This window comes from Enterococcus hailinensis, from assembly GCF_045862035.1.
In the GTDB taxonomy this organism is placed as follows: domain Bacteria; phylum Bacillota; class Bacilli; order Lactobacillales; family Enterococcaceae; genus Enterococcus_A; species Enterococcus_A hailinensis.
The window spans coordinates 117133-135741 of record NZ_BAAFRV010000005.1; the positions used below are offsets into that span (position 1 = coordinate 117133).

At 37.5% G+C, this 18609-nt stretch carries 19 protein-coding genes and 1 riboswitch; of the genes, 17 read left to right on the forward strand and 2 right to left on the reverse strand.

Annotated features, from left to right (window positions below; translation table 11 throughout):
- The first annotated feature begins 23 nt into the window (after window positions 1–23).
- The 3 genes from ACKTSC_RS05705 to ACKTSC_RS05715 all read left to right on the forward strand — a co-directional run bounded on the left by ACKTSC_RS05705 (window position 24) and on the right by ACKTSC_RS05715 (window position 2859).
- On the forward strand, window positions 24–1415 hold the full coding sequence (locus ACKTSC_RS05705; RefSeq protein WP_407857080.1) for a gluconokinase: 1392 nt from the start codon (window positions 24–26) through the stop codon (window positions 1413–1415).
- 89 nt (window positions 1416–1504) lie between these two features.
- Complete coding sequence (locus tag ACKTSC_RS05710) at window positions 1505–2350, forward strand: sialate O-acetylesterase (protein ID WP_407857081.1); 846 nt, start codon at window positions 1505–1507, stop codon at window positions 2348–2350.
- Window positions 2347–2859, forward strand: a complete 513-nt coding sequence (locus ACKTSC_RS05715) for a PadR family transcriptional regulator (protein ID WP_332581048.1) — start codon at window positions 2347–2349, stop codon at window positions 2857–2859. The genes ACKTSC_RS05710 and ACKTSC_RS05715 overlap by 4 nt, the downstream gene beginning before the upstream one ends.
- A 43-nt stretch (window positions 2860–2902) precedes the next feature.
- On the opposite strand, the gene ACKTSC_RS05720 is transcribed toward ACKTSC_RS05715, so the two are convergent.
- Both ACKTSC_RS05720 and ACKTSC_RS05725 read right to left on the reverse strand, forming a co-directional pair.
- The gene (locus ACKTSC_RS05720; RefSeq protein ID WP_407857118.1) at window positions 2903–3247 is read right to left on the reverse strand and encodes an SDR family NAD(P)-dependent oxidoreductase; all 345 of its coding nucleotides are present in this window, start codon (window positions 3245–3247) and stop codon (window positions 2903–2905) included.
- Entirely contained in the window at window positions 3211–3603 is a 393-nt protein-coding gene (locus tag ACKTSC_RS05725) for an SDR family NAD(P)-dependent oxidoreductase (protein WP_407857082.1), read from the reverse strand. The genes ACKTSC_RS05720 and ACKTSC_RS05725 overlap by 37 nt, the downstream gene beginning before the upstream one ends.
- Before the next feature lie 143 nt (window positions 3604–3746).
- On the opposite strand from ACKTSC_RS05725, the gene ACKTSC_RS05730 reads away from it, so the two are divergent.
- The 14 genes from ACKTSC_RS05730 (at window position 3747) to dnaJ (ending at window position 18591) form a co-directional block, all read left to right on the forward strand.
- Window positions 3747–4157, forward strand: a complete 411-nt coding sequence (locus tag ACKTSC_RS05730; protein WP_407857083.1) for a MarR family winged helix-turn-helix transcriptional regulator — start codon at window positions 3747–3749, stop codon at window positions 4155–4157.
- A gap of 262 nt (window positions 4158–4419) precedes the next feature.
- Window positions 4420–4522, forward strand: a riboswitch (glycine riboswitch).
- A gap of 177 nt (window positions 4523–4699) precedes the next feature.
- Window positions 4700–5086, forward strand: a complete 387-nt coding sequence (locus ACKTSC_RS05735; protein ID WP_407856087.1) for a GrdX family protein — start codon at window positions 4700–4702, stop codon at window positions 5084–5086.
- A 41-nt stretch (window positions 5087–5127) separates the two neighbouring features.
- Window positions 5128–6414: a glycine/sarcosine/betaine reductase component B subunit gene (locus tag ACKTSC_RS05740; RefSeq protein ID WP_332581044.1), complete on the forward strand. Its 1287-nt coding sequence runs from the start codon at window positions 5128–5130 to the stop codon at window positions 6412–6414.
- Window positions 6415–6439: 25 nt separating this feature from the next.
- Window positions 6440–6913: a glycine/sarcosine/betaine reductase complex selenoprotein A gene (gene grdA / locus ACKTSC_RS05745; protein WP_407857084.1), complete on the forward strand. Its 474-nt coding sequence runs from the start codon at window positions 6440–6442 to the stop codon at window positions 6911–6913.
- Between the two features lie 17 nt (window positions 6914–6930).
- Window positions 6931–8232, forward strand: coding sequence for a glycine reductase complex selenoprotein B (gene grdB / locus ACKTSC_RS05750; protein ID WP_407857085.1), 1302 nt, complete (start codon window positions 6931–6933; stop codon window positions 8230–8232).
- 103 nt (window positions 8233–8335) lie between these two features.
- A complete protein-coding gene (locus ACKTSC_RS05755) occupies window positions 8336–9304 on the forward strand; it encodes an NAD(P)/FAD-dependent oxidoreductase (RefSeq protein ID WP_407856083.1) in 969 nt (322 codons plus the stop codon).
- Window positions 9301–9624 carry a thioredoxin TrxA gene (trxA, locus tag ACKTSC_RS05760; protein WP_407856082.1) on the forward strand — a complete coding sequence of 108 codons (324 nt, stop codon included), beginning with the start codon at window positions 9301–9303 and terminating at the stop codon, window positions 9622–9624. Before ACKTSC_RS05755 ends, trxA begins: the two co-directional genes overlap by 4 nt.
- Window positions 9625–9636: 12 nt before the next feature.
- A complete protein-coding gene (gene grdC / locus ACKTSC_RS05765) occupies window positions 9637–11172 on the forward strand; it encodes a glycine/sarcosine/betaine reductase complex component C subunit beta (RefSeq protein ID WP_407857086.1) in 1536 nt (511 codons plus the stop codon).
- A 10-nt stretch (window positions 11173–11182) separates the two neighbouring features.
- The gene (grdD, locus tag ACKTSC_RS05770; protein ID WP_407857087.1) at window positions 11183–12340 is read left to right on the forward strand and encodes a glycine/sarcosine/betaine reductase complex component C subunit alpha; all 1158 of its coding nucleotides are present in this window, start codon (window positions 11183–11185) and stop codon (window positions 12338–12340) included.
- Between the two features lie 164 nt (window positions 12341–12504).
- A complete protein-coding gene (gene hemW, locus ACKTSC_RS05775; RefSeq protein ID WP_407856079.1) occupies window positions 12505–13647 on the forward strand; it encodes a radical SAM family heme chaperone HemW in 1143 nt (380 codons plus the stop codon).
- A 127-nt stretch (window positions 13648–13774) separates the two neighbouring features.
- A complete protein-coding gene (hrcA, locus tag ACKTSC_RS05780; protein ID WP_407857088.1) occupies window positions 13775–14815 on the forward strand; it encodes a heat-inducible transcriptional repressor HrcA in 1041 nt (346 codons plus the stop codon).
- A gap of 33 nt (window positions 14816–14848) precedes the next feature.
- On the forward strand, window positions 14849–15400 hold the full coding sequence (grpE, locus tag ACKTSC_RS05785; RefSeq protein WP_332581035.1) for a nucleotide exchange factor GrpE: 552 nt from the start codon (window positions 14849–14851) through the stop codon (window positions 15398–15400).
- 53 nt (window positions 15401–15453) lie between these two features.
- Window positions 15454–17283 (forward strand): molecular chaperone DnaK, encoded by a 1830-nt coding sequence (gene dnaK, locus ACKTSC_RS05790; RefSeq protein WP_332581034.1) that lies wholly within the window; start codon window positions 15454–15456, stop codon window positions 17281–17283.
- Window positions 17284–17430: 147 nt separating this feature from the next.
- Complete coding sequence (gene dnaJ / locus ACKTSC_RS05795; protein ID WP_407857089.1) at window positions 17431–18591, forward strand: molecular chaperone DnaJ; 1161 nt, start codon at window positions 17431–17433, stop codon at window positions 18589–18591.
- Window positions 18592–18609: the final 18 nt, after the last annotated feature.

Consider the following 18609-nt stretch of genomic DNA (forward strand, 5'->3'; position numbering starts at 1 on the left):
TCTGTAGAAAAGGATGAAAGCTTTTGTCAGTTTTTTTAGGAATCGATATCGGAACAACAGCAATCAAAATCGGAGTGATTCAAGATAATCAGGTACTATATGCTAGTGAAAGTATATTGCAGACATATGGAGATGCTGTCGTAAAATATCAAAAGGGACACGAATTGTTAATGACCTTAAAAGAAGCTATTTTAACTATTCCTATAATATTTCGTCAGCAAATCGAAATCATTGCTTTTAGTACGGCTATGCATAGTTTGATGCCTGATAATGAGTACCAGCAAATTTTTTTGTGGTCAGACTTTCAAGCAGCAGAGGCAATAGAAGCATTCAAAAAAACAGATCAAGCAAAACAATTTTACACAATTTCTGGTACACCGATTCATGCGATGTCGCCATTTGCTAAAATATTAGCACTTCGCAATGGTTATCCAGAAAATATCCATTGGTACGGTATCAAAGAATTAGTTTTGCATTACTTTACTGGGAAAGCGCTGATCGATTATTCTACCGCCTCTGCTACCGGATTATTTGATATCCATAAAAAACGATGGAGTAATGAGATTCTAGCGTATTTAAAGATTGAAGAAACACAATTAGGCGAGCTGGTTGATCCTACTCAACTGTTCGAAATCTTACCAGAAATTTGTCAGGTATTTGATTTTAAACCTTCAATTAAAGTAATGGCAGGTGCAAGTGATGGTGTATTGGCTGCGTACGCTAGTTTTTATCGCACAGGAAGAAGTGCAAGCCTGACGATTGGTACGAGTGCGGCGGTTCGTCAAGTAGTATCTGATGTTAGATTAAATTATGAAAAACAAAATTTTTGTTATTATTTAAATGAACACTATTATGTCTGTGGTGCACCATCAAACAATGGTGGTTGTATCTTGAATTGGGCAGCGGAGCAGTTTGAACGTGAGTCAGTCGATTTTTTTGTTAGTTTGCCCGATATTTTAGCGCAGACTGAAGTAGGAGCTAAGAACCTTCGTTTCTGGCCTTTTTTAAATGGTGAACGCGCGCCTTATTGGTCTAATGATATTACAGGTGGATTTCAAGAGTTAACGTTACAGCATCGGAAAAATGATATGATTCGCAGTATAATAGAAGGTTTATTGTTAAACATAGCTCGTTTAGTTGAATTAGTAGCACCAAACGAGGAATTATCGATTAGCGGTGGTTTTTTTCAAACAGCTGTATTGGGAGAATTAGCATCTGATATTTTCGGAACTACTTGTTACTATGCAGTGGAAAATGAGCCGATTTTTGGATTATATTATCTTTTAGAACAACCGAAACTACCGAGAGAAAATGCAAAACAAATTTTCAGCGTAAATCGCGCGAATCATGATAAATATCAAGAAATCAGCAAAAAATATTTTTATGAAATTGATCAGTTACTAACCCAAAAATAAAATTCTTCTTTTTAGAAGAATTTTTTTATTTGACAATATAGTCTAATTAGACTATATTGTGTCAAGCAAAGTAATTGAGGAGTGAAAAAATGAAATCTATTTTATTGATTGGTCAATCCAATATGGCCGGACGTGGTTTTTTAAAGGATGTACCAACTATTTATAATGAAAATATTGAAATGTTACGCAATGGTCGCTGGCAAATGATGGCCGAACCAATCCATTTTGATCGGGAAGTAGCCGGAATAGGATCAGCGTCTTCTTTTGCAGCCGCTTGGTCAAACGAACATCCTAAAGAAAAAATTGGTCTGATCCCTTGTGCAGAAGGTGGAAGCTCGATTGCTGAATGGGCTGACGACCAAATCTTGACTCGTCACGCCTTATCAGAAGCAAAATTCGCGATGGAAACTAGCGAATTGATCGGGATTTTATGGCATCAAGGTGAAAATGATAGTTTAAATGGTTTGCACGAAGTTTATGCTGAAAAATTAGCAGCTGTTTTTGCTCATTTTAGAAGTGAGTTAGGCCTGCCCAATTTACCGATTATTGTAGGAGAACTTCCTGAATTTTTAGGAAAAAGCGGATTTGGCTTAAGTGCAACGGAGTATCAAGAAATTAATTCTGAAATAAAAAAAGTAGTCGCAGAGGATGAAAATTGTTACCTTGTGAGTGCTGAAGATTTGACTTCCAACCCTGATGGTATTCATATCGATGCAGCATCACAACGTAGATTCGGAATACGTTATTATGAAGCTTTCAGCAAAAAGATAGACGTACTTCAAGCTTTAGAAAATGAAGAAAAACAGTTATCCCAAATATATGCCCGCCAACAAACAAAGAATGAAAAAATTTATCGTTTAAGTCGCGGTTTTGCTTTAGGCGAATTAGACTTTCAGACCTTTATGACTAAATTTGGCGAGATATCAAGCGAATGATTCCATTATTGATTTTAGGTCTGCTAAAAGAAAAACCAGCGTCTTATGGCTATGAGTTATTGGCATATATGGAAGCTAGCTATTTTCAATATTTTGTCCGTTTTACTAAAGGCTCTTTTTATTACAATTTACAGCAATTAGAAGAAAAAGGCTTGTTAGAGCGAGTCTCAAGCGAAACCGCGGAAAAAGAAAAAAATCGTTATGTGATTACTAAAAAAGGAGAGCAGGAATTTGAGCACCTTTTTTTGAAATATGGTCATAAAAACGATGTGATCACTTTCTCTTTTTATACGCCAATGCTTTTTGCAGAGGAAACTAGTTCGGATAATATGATTGGCTTATTAGAAGCGCAGATTGAACAAACAAAAGAAAAAATTGGTTTAATCGAGGAATCGTTGAAGAATCCGGGTAATTTACGAAAGCCGTTTATTCAAATGATGGAAAATTCAAAACGCCATCATCAAGTAAATCTACAATGGTTTCAAGAGCAATTGTCAGAATATCACTAAAAAGACTAGAGAAATCAACTGATTTCTCTAGTCTTTTATTCGTCTACCAAGGGATAATACCATCACGATTGAAGAAGCAACCAGTTGGACCAGTTGGATCAATCGTTGCTAATTTTACGATAGTATCAGAGCCTTCTTCGAGTGTTTGGATACCGTTGCTAAAGTTTTCACCTGTATTTGTCGGACCGGGATCAACGGCATTGACTTTGATATTTGGCAATCCTTTTGCATATTGAACTGTCAGCATCGAGACAGCAGCTTTAGAAGAACTATAAGCTAATGAATTAACTTTTGATTCAATTTTATCAGGATTTTGAACTTGGCCAAACGAACCTAAACCACTGCTGACATTTACAATAACTGGAAAACTAGATTTTCCAGAAGTGATAAAAAGTGATGTGTGACAGACACTAAACCGAAAACATTCGTATCAAATACATTTTTCATTGCTGCAGCATCGATTTCTGCAGGTTTACGATAGCCCCCGGGAATCCCTGCATTATTGATTAAAATATCGATCCTTCCTTCTTTTGTTTTGATCGATTCAGCTGCTTTAACGACCGATTTCTCATCAGTTACATCTAAAGCTACATAGGAAGTTCCTATTTCTTCAGCAACTTTTTTAGTTTTCTCCACAGTTCTGGAAGTAATATAAACGGTATAACCCATTTTCTTTAAGCGAACAGCCGTAGTAAGACCTAAACCCGTACTACTTCCAGTAATTAAAACAATTCTTTTATCCATTATTTTACCAACTTCCTGTTTTAAACTTGTATTTACAACTTTAAACGGATGATACGCTTCGTTGATTTATTTGTCAATAAAACAGTTGCAAATAAAAGTTAAACTTGTTCTTTTATGTTATGATAAAAGAAAAGGTGGTTATGATGAAAACAAATCAAGATACATTATCAGAAAATATTTATTTAGTAAATTTAATGCAGCAAGAATTTATTGACACAAGATTAAAAAAAATTGGTCTGACGGCTCATCAAGCACGAGCTCTAAATTATATTGGCTTTAATCCTGGTGTTATTCAAAAAAAATTGGCTAATTATCTTGGGAAACAAGACGCTACGGTTACTAATATTTTAAAAGTTCTAGAAAAAAAAGTTTATATAGAACGTAAGATACCTGTGGATAACGAACGCCAAAAAAATTTATTTTTAACGGAACAAGGCTTAGAGCTGACTCAAGAAATTCGAAAAATATTTGATGATTTAAATCAGCGTGTAATCGATGGATTAGCTGAAGATGAGCAAGCGCAATTAAAGAAGTTACTGAAGAAAATTCAATAAATACTGGTTAAACTGATACGCAAATGAGCGGTATCAGTTTTTTTGTTTGAAAACAATAATTGAAGTTTATCGGAGAAAATAAAAAAAGATTTTTCATATTGTGTCGACCAAACAATTTATTTATAGTAAAAATTTATTCCTTAGCAATTAATTTTTAATTAGCTAGGTTTTCAATCGCTTAAAAAATCTAAAAAAAGTTGGTTTGTAATCATTTCTTGGAGTTGCTAACATTTAAATCGTAGAAAGCGTTTACGAATATTTTTTTCTGATTGCGGGAGAGTACAAAAATTTGTCACCGAAGGTATAAGTTGTAAAGCTGCTAACTTTATGATGAACATCTCAGGTAAATGGACCGTAATCTTATAAACCTCTGAAGAGCAGTTATGCACCGATGGAGCAAACCTCAAAAAGGTGAATCTCTCAGGTTAGTGACAGGGGCAACGGCAAATGCTGCTGTTGCCCTTTAGTTATGTGTAAAAAATTCTAAATAGGCTTAATGCCTGTTATGTGAAATAAGTAACAATTGAAAGGGTGACAAAGAAGTGTTCATTATCACAAATAATCCAAAGGTAAAAGAAAACATCGGTCAACTAATTGGCATCCATTTTGTCGAAGGTTCTTATGGAGATGTGTTAATGGCAGTAAAAAAATCAGTTGTGGAAAAGCATAGCTCTTTATTGACTCATCCATTGAGTGGCAGTATCAAACCGAATGAAACGTATTATAAAACTATTTTTTTATTAGAGACCAACTCTCAATCTATTCATATCGAGAGTTTAGAATATATTGAATCTGCGATATCTGTCTATGAAAAATTTATCAAAAATAAGCAGCGGCCTAATTGGTCTTTAAGCATACTGCATGATTTTGCTTTTGTAGACTTTTATATCGTACAAAGTACGTTGAGCAGAATGGGGGTGATGTTTTAAGTGTTCAGCGACTTTCAACTAACCAGAACTGAGGTGAATGCATGAAGCTTGAACTTGGAACTATTGAGATTAAAAAAGTTGTTTTGTCCCAAGAAGAGAAAATTGAAACTGGAATATTATTTATTGATCCAATTAAAATTAAAGAATTAGTTTTATCTGATGATCGTTTAAAGAGTTGTGAGATTGAAATCGCTAATCCTGGAGAGAGCATTCGGATTACACCAGTCAAGGATGTAATTGAACCAAGATGTAAAGTTGGTTCGTCTACGGGAGTATTTCCAGGAGTCATAAATAAAGTCGATGTTGTCGGTAGTGGACGGACGCATGTTTTAAAAGGTTGTGGAGTGATGACGGTCGGAAAAATCGTTGGTTTTCAAGAGGGAATCGTCGATATGCAAGGTCCGGGCGCTGAACTGACACCTTTTTCTCAATTGATTGAAATTTGCTTAGTCTTAAAACCTCAAGAAGGATTATCGCCACATTTATATGAAGAAGCGGTCCGCTTTGCCGGATTAAAAGTGGCAGATTATATTGGGAAATTTGGTGAAAATATCGTTCCTGATACCATTGATATTTTTGAAACCTTACCATTACTAGATCAAATTCAACAATATCCTGAGTTACCCAAAGTGGGTTATGTCTATATGCTGCAAACACAAGGGCTACTTCATGACACGTATGTCTATGGTACAGATGCCAAACATATTGTCCCAACGATTTTATATCCAACTGAAGTGATGGATGGAGCGATCATTAGTGGAAATTGTGTTTCCGCCTGTGATAAAAATACTACTTATCATCATTTAAATAACCCAGTAATTGCTGATTTGTATAAGAAGCATGGGAAAGAGCTGAATTTTTTAGGAGTAATCGTCACAAATGAAACAGTCTATTTACAAGATAAACATCGTTCAAGTGACTTTGTTGCAAAATTAAGCGAGTATTTAGGTTTAGACGGTGTCATTATTTCACAAGAAGGATTTGGAAATCCAGACACTGATTTAATTATGAATTGTAAAAAAGTCGAAGAAAAAGGAATCAAAACAGTTATTGTCACAGATGAATATGCTGGTAGAGATGGTGCTAGTCAGTCGCTAGCAGATGCAGATAAATTAGCAACTGCAGTTGTGACAGGCGGAAATGCAAATGAAACGATCCGATTACCAAAGATGGATCGTTTGATTGGGCAATTAGATTATATCGATGTCATTGCAGGCGGCTTTGATGGCAGCTTGAAAGAAGATGGATCGATTGAAGTTGAAATCCAGGCAATTACCGGTGCAACAAATGAACTTGGTTTTAATAAAATGTCAGCCAAAGGCATTTAACAATAATAATAGGGAGGAATAACTAATGACTTTAGAATTAAACAATAAAAAAGTCTTAGTGATCGGCGACCGTGATGGTATTCCAGGGCAAGCAATTGAAGCTTGTATCGCAGGAACCGGAGCAGAGGTAATATTCTCATCAACAGAATGTTTCGTCTGAACGGCCGCTGGTGCAATGGACTTAGAAAATCAACGTAGAGTAAAAGAAGCGGCTGATACATTCGGCGCAGAAAATGTCGTTATTCTTATTGGAGCTGCTGAAGGAGAAGCAGCAGGATTAGCTGCAGAAACTGTAACGAATGGTGATCCTACGTTTGCCGGTCCATTAACCAATGAACAGCTAGGTTTAGCTGTATATCACGCTGTAGAGCCAGAGTTTAAAGAAGTTGTTGATGCAGATGTTTTTGAAGAGCAAATCGGCATGATGGAAATGGTTTTAGATATTGATGACATCATTGAAGAAGTTTCTGAAATGAGGAATCAATACTCCAAATATTAATTGTAAGGGAGTGTCTTATGACTAAATATAGAGTTGTTCACTATATCAATCAATTCTATGCTGGAATTGGTGGTGAAGAAAAAGCAGACATCCGACCATTCTCTGAAGAAAAAGTAGTAGGGCCGGGACTTGCTTTTATGAATTCATTTGGAGAAGAAGCTGAAATCGTCGGTACTGTCGTTTGCGGGGATAGTTTTTTCAATGAAAATTTGGATAGTGCCAAAACAGATGTATTAGAACGAATCAAACAATTCAATCCCGACATTGTAATTGCCGGTCCGGCATTTAATGCTGGACGCTACGGAATTGCTTGTGGGGAAGTTGCTCAGGCAGTCATGTCAGAATTAAAAATTCCGGCTGTCACTGGAATGTATGAAGAAAATCCTGGTGTAGACATGTATAAGAAAGGGGCATATATTGTCCCTACAAGAAACAGTGCAGCAGGAATGCGAAAAGCTGTTCCATTTTTAGCGCATTTAGCATTGAAGCTATTAAAAGGTGAGTGTGTCTCACCAGAAAAAGATAACTATTTCATTCGTTATCGTAAAAACTTCCAAGCGGAAAAACGAGGTTCTGAACGGGCTGTAGATATGTTAGTTAAGAAATTAAAGAAACAAGATTTTATAACAGAATACCCAATGCCAGAGTTTGATAATGTAGCTCCGGCAAAACCTATCTACGATTTATCCAAAGCAAAAATTGCTTTGGTAACTTCCGGAGGTATCGTTCCCAAAGGAAATCCAGATCGAATTGAATCTAGTAGCGCATCAAAATATGGCATGTATCCAATTGAATCGCTAGATACTTTTGCAGCAACTGCTTATGAAACGGCTCATGGCGGGTATGATCCTGTCTATGCAAATCAAGACCCTAACCGAGTATTGCCCCTAGATATAGTAAGAGAAATGGAACAAACAGGTGTGATCGGAAGCTTGCATGATTTTTTCTATACTACAGTAGGAAATGGTACGGCAGTTGCTAACGCCAAAAAATATGCAGCAGAAATTGCACAAAAATTGGTAGCAGATGGAGTCGATGCAGTGATTTTGACTTCCACCTGAGGAACCTGTACACGTTGCGGTGCAACGATGGTAAAAGAAATTGAAAAAACAGGTTTGACTGTTATTCATATCTGTACAGTCGTTCCAATCTCGCAAACGGTTGGCGCAAATAGAATTGTTCCAGCAATTGCGATTCCTCATCCATTAGGAAATCCTAATCTTAGTTTGAATGAAGAGAAAAAAATCCGCCGTAGCATCGTTGAAAAAGCTTTGAATGCAATGACAGTACCGGTGGACGATCAAACCGTGTTTGAATAGTATTTCTGCCTGAACGAGTTTCGTTCAGGCGAAATTGCTATTTAGATCATTGAAGTTCCTACAAAAAAATAAAAAATACTTGTTTAAAAAAGGAGCGAAAAAAATGTACGATGTGATCATTATTGGCGGAGGACCTGCGGGGCTTACAGCTGCTATTTATAATGCTAGAGCGCGATTGAAAGTATTGCTTTTAGAAAAAACAAAATTAGGTGGACAGATTGTCTCAACACATGAAATTGCTAATTTTCCAGGATCGATCAAACTGACTGAACAAGAAACTTCAGGTCCGGAGTTGATCCAACGAATGGCAGAACAAGCCGAACAATTTGGAGCAGAAATCCAATTACGAAAAGAAGTGATCGATCTGACTTTTGATGAGACGATCAAAAAGGTAGTTTGTAGTGATGGTTCAGTTTATGAAGCGTCCGCTGTAATTTGTGCAAATGGTGCTTTTCCAAGAGAAATCGGTTGTCCAGGAGAACGTGAGTTGGCTGGAAAAGGTGTTTCTTACTGTGCGACTTGCGATGGTGCTTTCTTTGAAGATCTGGAAGTTTATGTTATTGGCGGAGGAAACTCTGCAGTCGAGGAAGCAATGTTCATCACTACATTTGCTCGTAAAGTTACGATTATTCAAAATCTAAGTCAGTTGACTGCAGATGCTATCGCGATTGAACAAGCAAAAGCAAACAATAAAATCGATTATATCTTTGATTCTATTGTAGAGAGTATCGAAGGTGATGGGATGGTAGAAGCAATGACTATTCGAAATACGAAATCAGGAGAAATTACACGGATCGAAGCAGATGAAGATGATGGTTTATTTGGCATTTTTATTTTTATTGGAAATGTGCCAAGTACAAAACTTTATGTGGGAAAAGTGCCATTGAATGACTATGGCTACATGATTACTGATGAGACAATGTCCACACCGATACCAGGTGTATTTGCAGCTGGCGATATGCGTCCTAAAGTATTACGTCAAGTGATAACAGCTTCTGGTGATGGTGCTACAGCGGCATTTTCAGCACAAAAATATGTTGAAAAAGTAAAACGGGAGGTTTCAATGGCATGATTGAATTAACAGTAGAGAGTTTCGAAGAAGAAGTCTTAGGACAAAAAGCACCAGTTCTAGTAGATTGGTGGGGTGAGAGTTGTGAGAATTGTTTAGCGCTCATGCCAGATGTAGAAGCATTGTATAACGAATATGGAGATAAAATTCGCTTTACTAAATTTAATACTTCTCAAAAAAAAGTGCGCCGTTTTTGTATCCAACAAAAAATTTTAGGTCTGCCCGTCATCTCGATTTATCATCATGGGGAAAAAGTCGCAGAAATTACAAAGGATGACTGCACAAAAGAAGCGATTGAAACAATGATTCAAAAATATATTTAAGGTGGTACAGAGATGAATTATTCTACTTTAAGAGGAGCAAGTTACGTTTTAGTCCATACCCCTGATATGATCGAACACAATGGGACAACTCAGACCACGGAAAAAATTACGACTCCAGACAGTCCTTATTTAGCCAATCTATATGATAACTTGCGAAATTTTGAAGAAGTGGTGAACTATGCCCCAAACCAAACCTTTATTGGAAATTTAAGCTACGAAGAATTGAAAACGCTACCTCAACCTTGGGTAGGGAAGCCTTTTGTTGGGACTCGTGATGGGAAATTTGGGGAAATCATGCCAGAAATCGAATTTTATGGTTTGTTGCAAATCGTGGATGTTTTCGAATTGGTTCATTTAGAAGAATCATTTGCAGAAAAAGTTCGTGAAGCTTTAGGTGAACATTCACTATTTGCTGAAGACATCCATAAAATCAAAGTTGGCAAAAGCAGTTTATGGGTTGAAAAAGAAGTGGCTGAAAATCATGCTGAAGGTCTTTATTTCGAGCGTCATTTAGTTGGTTGTGTCAGTCCAGCACATCAAATCGATGTAAATTTGAATGCTCATGTAATGTTAGAAAATTTGGTAGTTAAAGCTAGTGGAGTTTTGGCATTGCGCCAGCTTATTGCAAAGCAAAATATTGATCCTAAAGAAATTGATTATGTGATTGAATGCAGTGAGGAAGCTTGTGGGGATATGAACCAGCGTGGCGGAGGCAATTTTGCTAAATCAATTGCTGAGCTATGCGGATGTATTCATGCAACAGGTTCTGATATCCGAAGTTTTTGCGCCGGTCCCGCCCATGCATTAATTACGGCTGCTGCTTTGGTAGCTTCGGGTACGCATAAAAATGTAGTATTAGTAGCCGGAGGTGCTACAGCTAAATTAGGGATGAACGGGAAATCTCACGTTGGAAAAGAAATGCCGATCCTAGAGGATGTTTTAGGCGGATTTGCTGCGTTAATCAGTGGAAATGATGGTAAACATCCGGTTTTACGGCATGATATGACTGGAAAGCATGAAGTTGGCAGTGGTTCTAGTCCGCAAGCAGTCACAACAGCATTAATAGCAAGTGTATTAGATAAAGGACAATTAACGATCAATGATATCGATGTTTATTCAGTAGAAATGCAAAATCCTGATATTACCAAACCAGCTGGAGCAGGAGATGTACCATTAGCAAATCTGAAAATGATTGGTGCCATTGGTGTCTTACGTAAAGACATCGAGAAAAAAGAATTAATGAATTTTGTGAATGAAAAGTCACTTGTTGGCTGGGCACCAACTCAAGGGCATATTCCAAGCGGTATTCCTTATTTAGGTTTTGCAACCGAAGATCTAGTTAGCGGAAATAAAAAGCGGGCGATGATCGTTGGTAAGGGTTCCTTATTCTTGGGAAGAATGACTAATTTATTTGATGGTGTCTCGATTTTGATCGAGCGAAACAATGGAAATACTTTCGAAGAGAATCAACAAGATGTAGAAGAATTGGTCAAAAAAGAAGTGGCACAAGCCTTAAGAAGTTTTGCAGCCACTCTTACTCTGGAATAGAGGTGTTTCGATGTCTGAACAAATAAAACAAACTGTGAAAAAAATTTTTGAAGATTTAGCGACTGGTTTAGAAACAGGCCGAATGGGATCAAAAATCAAAATAGGCTTAACGATTGAAGGCAGTGAATTAGGAACTGAAGTGATGAGTGAAGCGGCAAATATCATCAAACAAAAAAATTTGTTTGATCTAGTATTGATTGGTCCGGAAATGGATTGGACAGATGAATTTATCCATTATTCAACGAATGAATGTCAAAAAGAAGCAGCTACTTTGATGGAGGAGTTGTTAGATAGTGGAGAAATCCAAGGTTGTGTGACACTGCATTATAATTTCCCAATCGGTATTTCAACGGTCGGTAAAGTCGTTACACCAGCACTAGGTAAAGAATTATTCATTGCTACGACGACTGGGACGACCAGCGGTAATCGAAATGAAGCGATGGTATTGAATGCGATTAATGGAATCGTTGCTGCTAAAGCGACAGGGATCAAAAAGCCGACAATCGGTATTTTGAATGTTGAAGGAGCAAAAACTGTTGAACGTGCGTTGACCACATTGAAAGAAAATGGATATGAGATCATATTTGGTGAAAGTCAACGTGAGGATGGTGGGAAAGTACTGCGAGGAAACGATTTATTATTAGGTAGTGTCGACGTAGTTGTCTGTGACAGCCTAACAGGAAATATCTTAATGAAACTTTTTTCTGCTTATACAAGCGGCGGTAATTACGAAACAGGTGGTTCTGGGTATGGTCCTGGTATTGGACGTAACTATGAAAGAAATATCTGCATTATTTCTCGAGCAAGCGGCGCACCAGTCATTGCGAATGCTTTAGAATATGCTTATGAACTAGCCAAAGGTAAATTAGCAAAAGTAAGTCAAATTGAATATAGCAAGGCGCAACAAGCAGAATTAAAAAATATTTGTGAGGAATTAACTGCATCGCAAATAACAGAAACAAAAGAGAGAACGATGCCACCAAAAGAAATCGTAACCTGTGAGATTTCAGGAATTGAAATTATGGAATTAGAAGAAGCGGTTTATACTTTATGGGAAGTCGATATTTATGCGGAGAGCGGTATGGGGTGTACCGGTCCAATTGTTTTAGTCAATGACGAAAAAATCGATCGAGCAAAGGAAGAATTGAAAAAGGCGAAGTATATATAGTTATTGAAAAGGATGACTTTTTATAAGTTGTCCTTTTTTATATGGAATAATTAAAAACAAAATCAATCATTACAATTTATTTATTAAAAACATTTCCCCAGTGTAGTAGCACAATATTGTGTTAGAATACATTCTGTTACTATATCGTAAGAAAGAGGAACAAAATGACAGAATCAACTTCAGCCTATATTCACATTCCTTTTTGTGAACATATCTGTTACTACTGTGATTTCAATAAAGTTTTTTTAGAGGGTCAGCCAGTAGATGAATATATAGAAGCGTTACTAACCGAAACACGTCTTTCTTTAGAACAATATCCGATAAAAAAAATGGAGACAGTTTATGTAGGTGGGGGAACTCCGACTTCATTGAACGCAAAACAATTGGATCGTTTATTGAGCGGATTGCGTGAATTACTTCCATATAAAAATGGTGAGTTTACCGTTGAAGCGAATCCTGGTGATCTATCTGGAGATAAATTAGATGTAATGAAAAATTACGGTGTTAATCGTTTATCGATGGGTGTTCAAACATTTGATGATCGTTTATTGAAGAAAATCGGCCGCAAGCATACGGCAAAAGATGTGTATGACACGATTCAATTGTTAGAAGATAAAAATTTCCAAAACGTAACGATCGACTTGATTTATGCGTTGCCTGGTCAAAGTTTGGAAAGCTTCCGAGATACGGTTCGCCGAGCATTAGAATTGGATTTACCACATTATGCGTTGTATTCGTTGATATTAGAAAATCAAACCATGTTTATGAATTGGGTTCGTCGTGGGAAAATGCAATTGCCTGAACAAGAGGTTGAAGCCCAAATGTATGCTGAAACGATCGAAGCAATGGAAAAAGCAGGTCGCATGCAGTACGAAATCAGTAACTTTGCTAAACCAGGTTTTGAAAGCCAACATAATTTAGTGTATTGGAATAATCAAAATTATTTTGGTCTGGGCGCAGGTGCTAGTGGTTACTTAGCTAATAAGCGATACAAAAATAGAGGGCCGATTCAGCATTATTTAAAAGCATTGAATAATGGTCAGCTCCCCGTGTTAGAAGAAGAATCGCTCACCCAGAAAGAACAAATCGAAGAAGAGATGTTTTTAGGCTTAAGGAAAATTTTAGGAGTCGAAAAAAAAGTTTTTGAAGAGCGTTTTGGCCAATCAATTGTAAGTATATACGGAGAAGTTATCGAAGATTTAAAACAGCAAAACCTGATCATAGAAAGCGATACAAACATTCGTTTAACGAAGCAAGGACTGTTTCGAGGGAATGATGTTTTTGAACAATTTTTATTGAGTAAATAAAATTAGCACTCTTGTGTGAAGAGTGCTAATTTTTTGTGTTTAATGCTTGACATTAAAATCAGATATGGTATATTAATAATCGAGTTGGCACTTAAAGATAAAGAGTGCTAACTAAAGGATGAGGAGAATGTTAACAGAAAGACAAAAACTGATTCTCAGCTTGATCATCCAAGACTTTACGAATTCAGGTCAGCCTGTAGGTTCAAAAAGTTTGATGGAAGAAGGCGTAAAAGCAAGTTCTGCAACGATTCGTAACGATATGAAAGCATTAGAAGAACTTGGTATGTTGGAGAAAACTCATTCTTCATCAGGGCGGATTCCTTCTGTATCAGGATATCGGTATTATGTGGATCATTTATTGACGCCGGCAAAGGTGAGTAATCAAGAAGTAGCTCAAATTCGTAATTCGTTGAAAAAAGATATCCATGAAATTGATGATATTATTCAACAATCGGCTAAAATACTTTCTCAAGTAACAAGCTATACTGCATTTTCATTGGGTCCTGAAATGAAAGATCGTACATTGACTGGTTTTCGGATCGTGCCGCTAAATGATCGACAAATTTTAGCAATCATCGTTACCGACAAAGGAAATGTCGAGAGCCAAGTTTTTCGGGTGCCGGAAAATGTCGAAAGCCAAGACTTAGAGAAAATGGTTCATATCATCAATGATCGTCTTGTAGGCCAACCGTTAGTAAGTGTCTATCAAAAGTTAAGAACTGAGATTCCGATGATTTTACATCGCTATTTTCAATCAACTGAGGGTATTGGTCGTTTGTTTGATGTCGTTTTGAATGAGGCATTTGAGGATAAAGTCTTTGTCAGTGGTCGAATGAATATTTTGAATTTTAATTCAGAGTATGATTTAGGCCATGTGAAGTCGATGTATTCACTTATGCGCAATTCAGAAGAATTGACACAATTGCTCCTGCCGTCTGATGATCGCATCCATGTAAGGATCGGTGCCGAGATGGGCAATGATCTATTTGACCATTTAAGTATGATCCAAGCAAATTATGAAATCAGCGGACACGGTCGAGGCACGATCGCTTTATTAGGTCCAACATCGATGCCGTATTCAAAAATCGTTGGTTTATTAGAAGTATTTCAATCTGAGTTGACAAATGCTCTGGACGATTACTATCGTTCATTGGATTTATATCACTAGAAACGATTCCTAAAAAGAAAGGAAGTACGCGTAGTGGCAAAAGAAGAAAAACATGAAGTGGAAGAAGAATTAGAAGAAGTTGAATCAACGGATACTAGTTCTACAGAAACAGAAGAAATCGATATTCCTGAAATTTCTGAAGTCGAAGAATTGACTGGGAAATTCAATGAAATGGAAGACAAATTTTTGCGAGCTCGAGCAGAAATCGCAAATATGTCAAACCGTAACAAAAATGAACGGGAACAACTGGTTCGTTATCGTTCACAAGATCTTGGTAAAAAATTATTACCAGCGATCGACAATTTAGAAAGAGCCCTAGCAACAGAAGTAACAGATGATCAAGGAGCTAGCCTTAAAAAAGGTGTTGAAATGGTACTTGAAAGTTTGAATGTTGCATTAAAAGAAGAAGGCATCACTGAAATTAAAGCTGAAGGTGAAGCATTTGATCCAAATCTACATCAAGCTGTTCAAACAGTTCCTGCAGATGACGATCATAAAGCGGACACTATTGTAAATGTCTTACAAAAAGGGTATCAACTGCATGATCGCGTGTTGCGTCCAGCAATGGTGATCGTTGCTCAATAATTAATGTATTCTACTAAAAATTTAACAGATAAATGAAAAGGAGATTTTCAACTATGAGTAAAATTATTGGTATTGACTTAGGTACAACAAACTCAGCTGTCGCTGTCTTAGAAGGCGGAGAAGCTAAAATCATTACAAATCCAGAAGGAAACCGTACAACTCCATCTGTAGTATCATTCAAAAATGGTGAAATCCAAGTCGGTGAAGTAGCAAAACGTCAAGCTGTTACAAATCCACATACAATTTCATCAATCAAACGTCACATGGGCGAAGCTGGTTACAAAGTTGAAGCTGAAGGAAAAACATATACACCACAAGAAATTTCAGCAATGGTTTTACAATACATCAAAGGATTCGCTGAAGACTATTTAGGTGAAAAAGTTGAAAAAGCTGTCATCACTGTTCCCGCTTATTTCAATGACTCACAACGTCAAGCAACAAAAGACGCTGGTAAGATCGCTGGTCTAGAAGTTGAACGTATCGTTAACGAACCAACTGCAGCAGCATTAGCTTACGGTTTAGATAAAACAGATAAAGATGAAAAAATCTTAGTATTTGACCTTGGTGGTGGTACATTTGACGTTTCTGTCCTTGAATTAGGCGATGGCGTTTTCGATGTATTGTCAACTGCTGGAGATAACAATCTAGGTGGGGATGACTTTGATAACAAGATCATCGATTACTTAGTTGCTGACTTCAAACAAGCAAATGGTATTGACTTATCTAAAGATAAAATGGCAATGCAACGTTTGAAAGATGCTGCTGAAAAAGCGAAAAAAGATTTGTCAGGTGTAAGCTCAACACAAATCAGCTTGCCATTTATCACTGCTGGAGATGCTGGTCCATTGCATTTGGAAACAACATTATCACGTGCTAAATTTGATGAAATCACTGCAGACTTAGTAGAACGTACTAAAACTCCAGTTCGTCAAGCATTAAAAGACGCGGGCTTATCTCAATCAGAAATCGATGAAGTTATTTTAGTCGGTGGTTCTACTCGTATTCCAGCAGTTGTTGAAGCTGTACGTAAAGAAACAGGTAAAGAACCAAATAAATCTGTAAACCCAGATGAAGTAGTTGCTATGGGGGCTGCAATCCAAGGTGGCGTTATCACTGGTGATGTAAAAGACGTTGTTTTACTAGACGTAACACCATTATCATTAGGTATCGAAACAATGGGTGGCGTATTTACTAAATTGATCGATCGTAATACAACGATCCCAACAAGCAAATCACAAGTATTCTCAACAGCAGCTGACAATCAACCAGCAGTAGATATTCACGTGTTACAAGGTGAACGTCCGATGGCTGCAGACAACAAAACATTGGGTCGTTTCCAATTAACAGATATTCCAGCAGCACCACGAGGAATTCCTCAAATCGAAGTATCATTCGATATTGATAAAAATGGTATCGTGAATGTTTCTGCGAAAGATCTAGGAACACAAAAAGAACAAAAAATTACAATCAAGTCTTCATCAGGTTTATCAGATGATGAAATCGAACGCATGGTAAAAGATGCTGAAGCAAATGCTGATGCAGATAAAGCTCGTAAAGAAGAAGTTGACTTACGTAACGACGTTGATGCGTTGCTATTCTCTGTTGATAAAACATTGAAAGAATTAGAAGGCAAAGTTGATGCAGACGAAGTGAAGAAAGCTGAAGATGCTCGCGATGAATTAAAAGCAGCAGTTGAAGCTAACGATGTCGAACAAATGAAAACAAAACGTGACGCATTGAACGAAATCGTCCAAAACTTAACGGTTAAACTTTATGAACAAGCTGCGCAACAACAAGCAGATGCTGATCCAAATGCTGCTCAAGGCGGCGCGGATGATGTTGTAGATGCTGATTTTGAAGAAGTTAACGATGACGACAAATAATTAATTCGTTGATCAAGGCCAAAGTCATCGCTTTGGCCTTTTTCTTTAAGATTGGTCGCTCCTTTAGAAAAAATCTAAGAAAAGTATCGTATCGAAATCGACTTGTGATACAATACTAACGATTCTATGAATTACGGAGGGAAGCCAATGGCTACAAAACGAGATTATTACGAAGTCCTTGGGGTTCAAAAAGGTGCTTCTGATGCTGAAATAAAAAAAGCGTATCGCAAGCTTTCCAAGCAATACCATCCAGACATCAACAAGGAAGCTGATGCAGAAGAAAAGTTTAAAGAAATATCTGAGGCTTACGAAATTTTGAGTGATCCTCAAAAGCGTGCGGCCTATGATCAATATGGTCATGCTGGAACAGATCCTAACTTTGGCGCAGGTGGTGCCGGAGGCTTCGGCGGTGCTGGTGGATTTGGCGGCGCAGGCGGTTTTGGGTTTGAAGATATTTTTGAATCTTTCTTTGGCGGCGGGGGTTCTCGTCAAGCCGATCCGAAAGCTCCAAGACAAGGGGCGGATCTACAATACTCAATTAATTTAGAGTTTGAAGAAGCAATCTTTGGTGTTGAAAAAGATATCAAATATAATCGCGAAGAAACTTGTCATACGTGTCACGGCAATGGTGCAAAACCCGGTACTGAACCTGAAGTTTGTCACAAGTGTCATGGTTCAGGTTCAATCAATGTAGAACATCAAACACCACTTGGTCGTGTGATGAGTCGTCAAACATGTGATGTTTGTCATGGGACGGGTAAAGAAATCAAAGATCCATGCTCAACTTGTCATGGTACTGGACACGAAAAACGTCCGCATACTGTCAAAGTAAAAGTTCCTGCGGGTGTAGAAGATGGTCAACAAATGCGTTTAGCAGATCAAGGTGAAGCTGGTATCAATGGCGGACCTTACGGTGATCTTTATGTCGTCTTCAAAGTAAAAGAAAGCGACATTTTCGATCGCGATGGTGGCGAGATTTATTACACATTACCTTTGAGCTTTGTACAAGCTGCACTAGGTGATGAAATCAATGTACCGACTGTTCATGGTGATGTGAAGCTAAAAGTTCCTGCTGGTACTCAAACGGGCTCTAAATTCCGCTTGCGAGGCAAAGGGGCTCCTAGATTACGTGGTAATTCTAACGGTGACCAACAAGTGACTGTTAAGATCATCACACCTAAGAACTTGAACGAAAAGCAACAAGAAGCGTTGCGTGCGTTTGCTGAAGCAAGTGGACAGACAGTTACTGAACAACGAGACGAAGGATTTTTTGGAAAAGTAAAAGATGCTTTTGGCGGCAAGAAATAAAAAAATCCCTTACCATTT

What these genes read in the sequence shown, in the direction of transcription:
- hrcA (WP_407857088.1), top strand. Translation starts at nt 13,775, where the DNA reads ATGTTAACAGAAAGACAAAAACTGATTCTCAGCTTGATCATCCAAGAC.
- hemW (WP_407856079.1), top strand. Translation starts at nt 12,505, where the DNA reads ATGACAGAATCAACTTCAGCCTATATTCACATTCCTTTTTGTGAACAT.
- ACKTSC_RS05725 (WP_407857082.1), bottom strand. Translation starts at nt 3,603, where the DNA reads ATGGATAAAAGAATTGTTTTAATTACTGGAAGTAGTACGGGTTTAGGT.
- grdD (WP_407857087.1), top strand. Translation starts at nt 11,183, where the DNA reads ATGTCTGAACAAATAAAACAAACTGTGAAAAAAATTTTTGAAGATTTA.
- dnaK (WP_332581034.1), top strand. Translation starts at nt 15,454, where the DNA reads ATGAGTAAAATTATTGGTATTGACTTAGGTACAACAAACTCAGCTGTC.
- trxA (WP_407856082.1), top strand. Translation starts at nt 9,301, where the DNA reads ATGATTGAATTAACAGTAGAGAGTTTCGAAGAAGAAGTCTTAGGACAA.
- grdC (WP_407857086.1), top strand. Translation starts at nt 9,637, where the DNA reads ATGAATTATTCTACTTTAAGAGGAGCAAGTTACGTTTTAGTCCATACC.
- ACKTSC_RS05755 (WP_407856083.1), top strand. Translation starts at nt 8,336, where the DNA reads ATGTACGATGTGATCATTATTGGCGGAGGACCTGCGGGGCTTACAGCT.
- dnaJ (WP_407857089.1), top strand. Translation starts at nt 17,431, where the DNA reads ATGGCTACAAAACGAGATTATTACGAAGTCCTTGGGGTTCAAAAAGGT.
- ACKTSC_RS05730 (WP_407857083.1), top strand. Translation starts at nt 3,747, where the DNA reads ATGAAAACAAATCAAGATACATTATCAGAAAATATTTATTTAGTAAAT.
- ACKTSC_RS05715 (WP_332581048.1), top strand. Translation starts at nt 2,347, where the DNA reads ATGATTCCATTATTGATTTTAGGTCTGCTAAAAGAAAAACCAGCGTCT.
- ACKTSC_RS05740 (WP_332581044.1), top strand. Translation starts at nt 5,128, where the DNA reads ATGAAGCTTGAACTTGGAACTATTGAGATTAAAAAAGTTGTTTTGTCC.
- ACKTSC_RS05710 (WP_407857081.1), top strand. Translation starts at nt 1,505, where the DNA reads ATGAAATCTATTTTATTGATTGGTCAATCCAATATGGCCGGACGTGGT.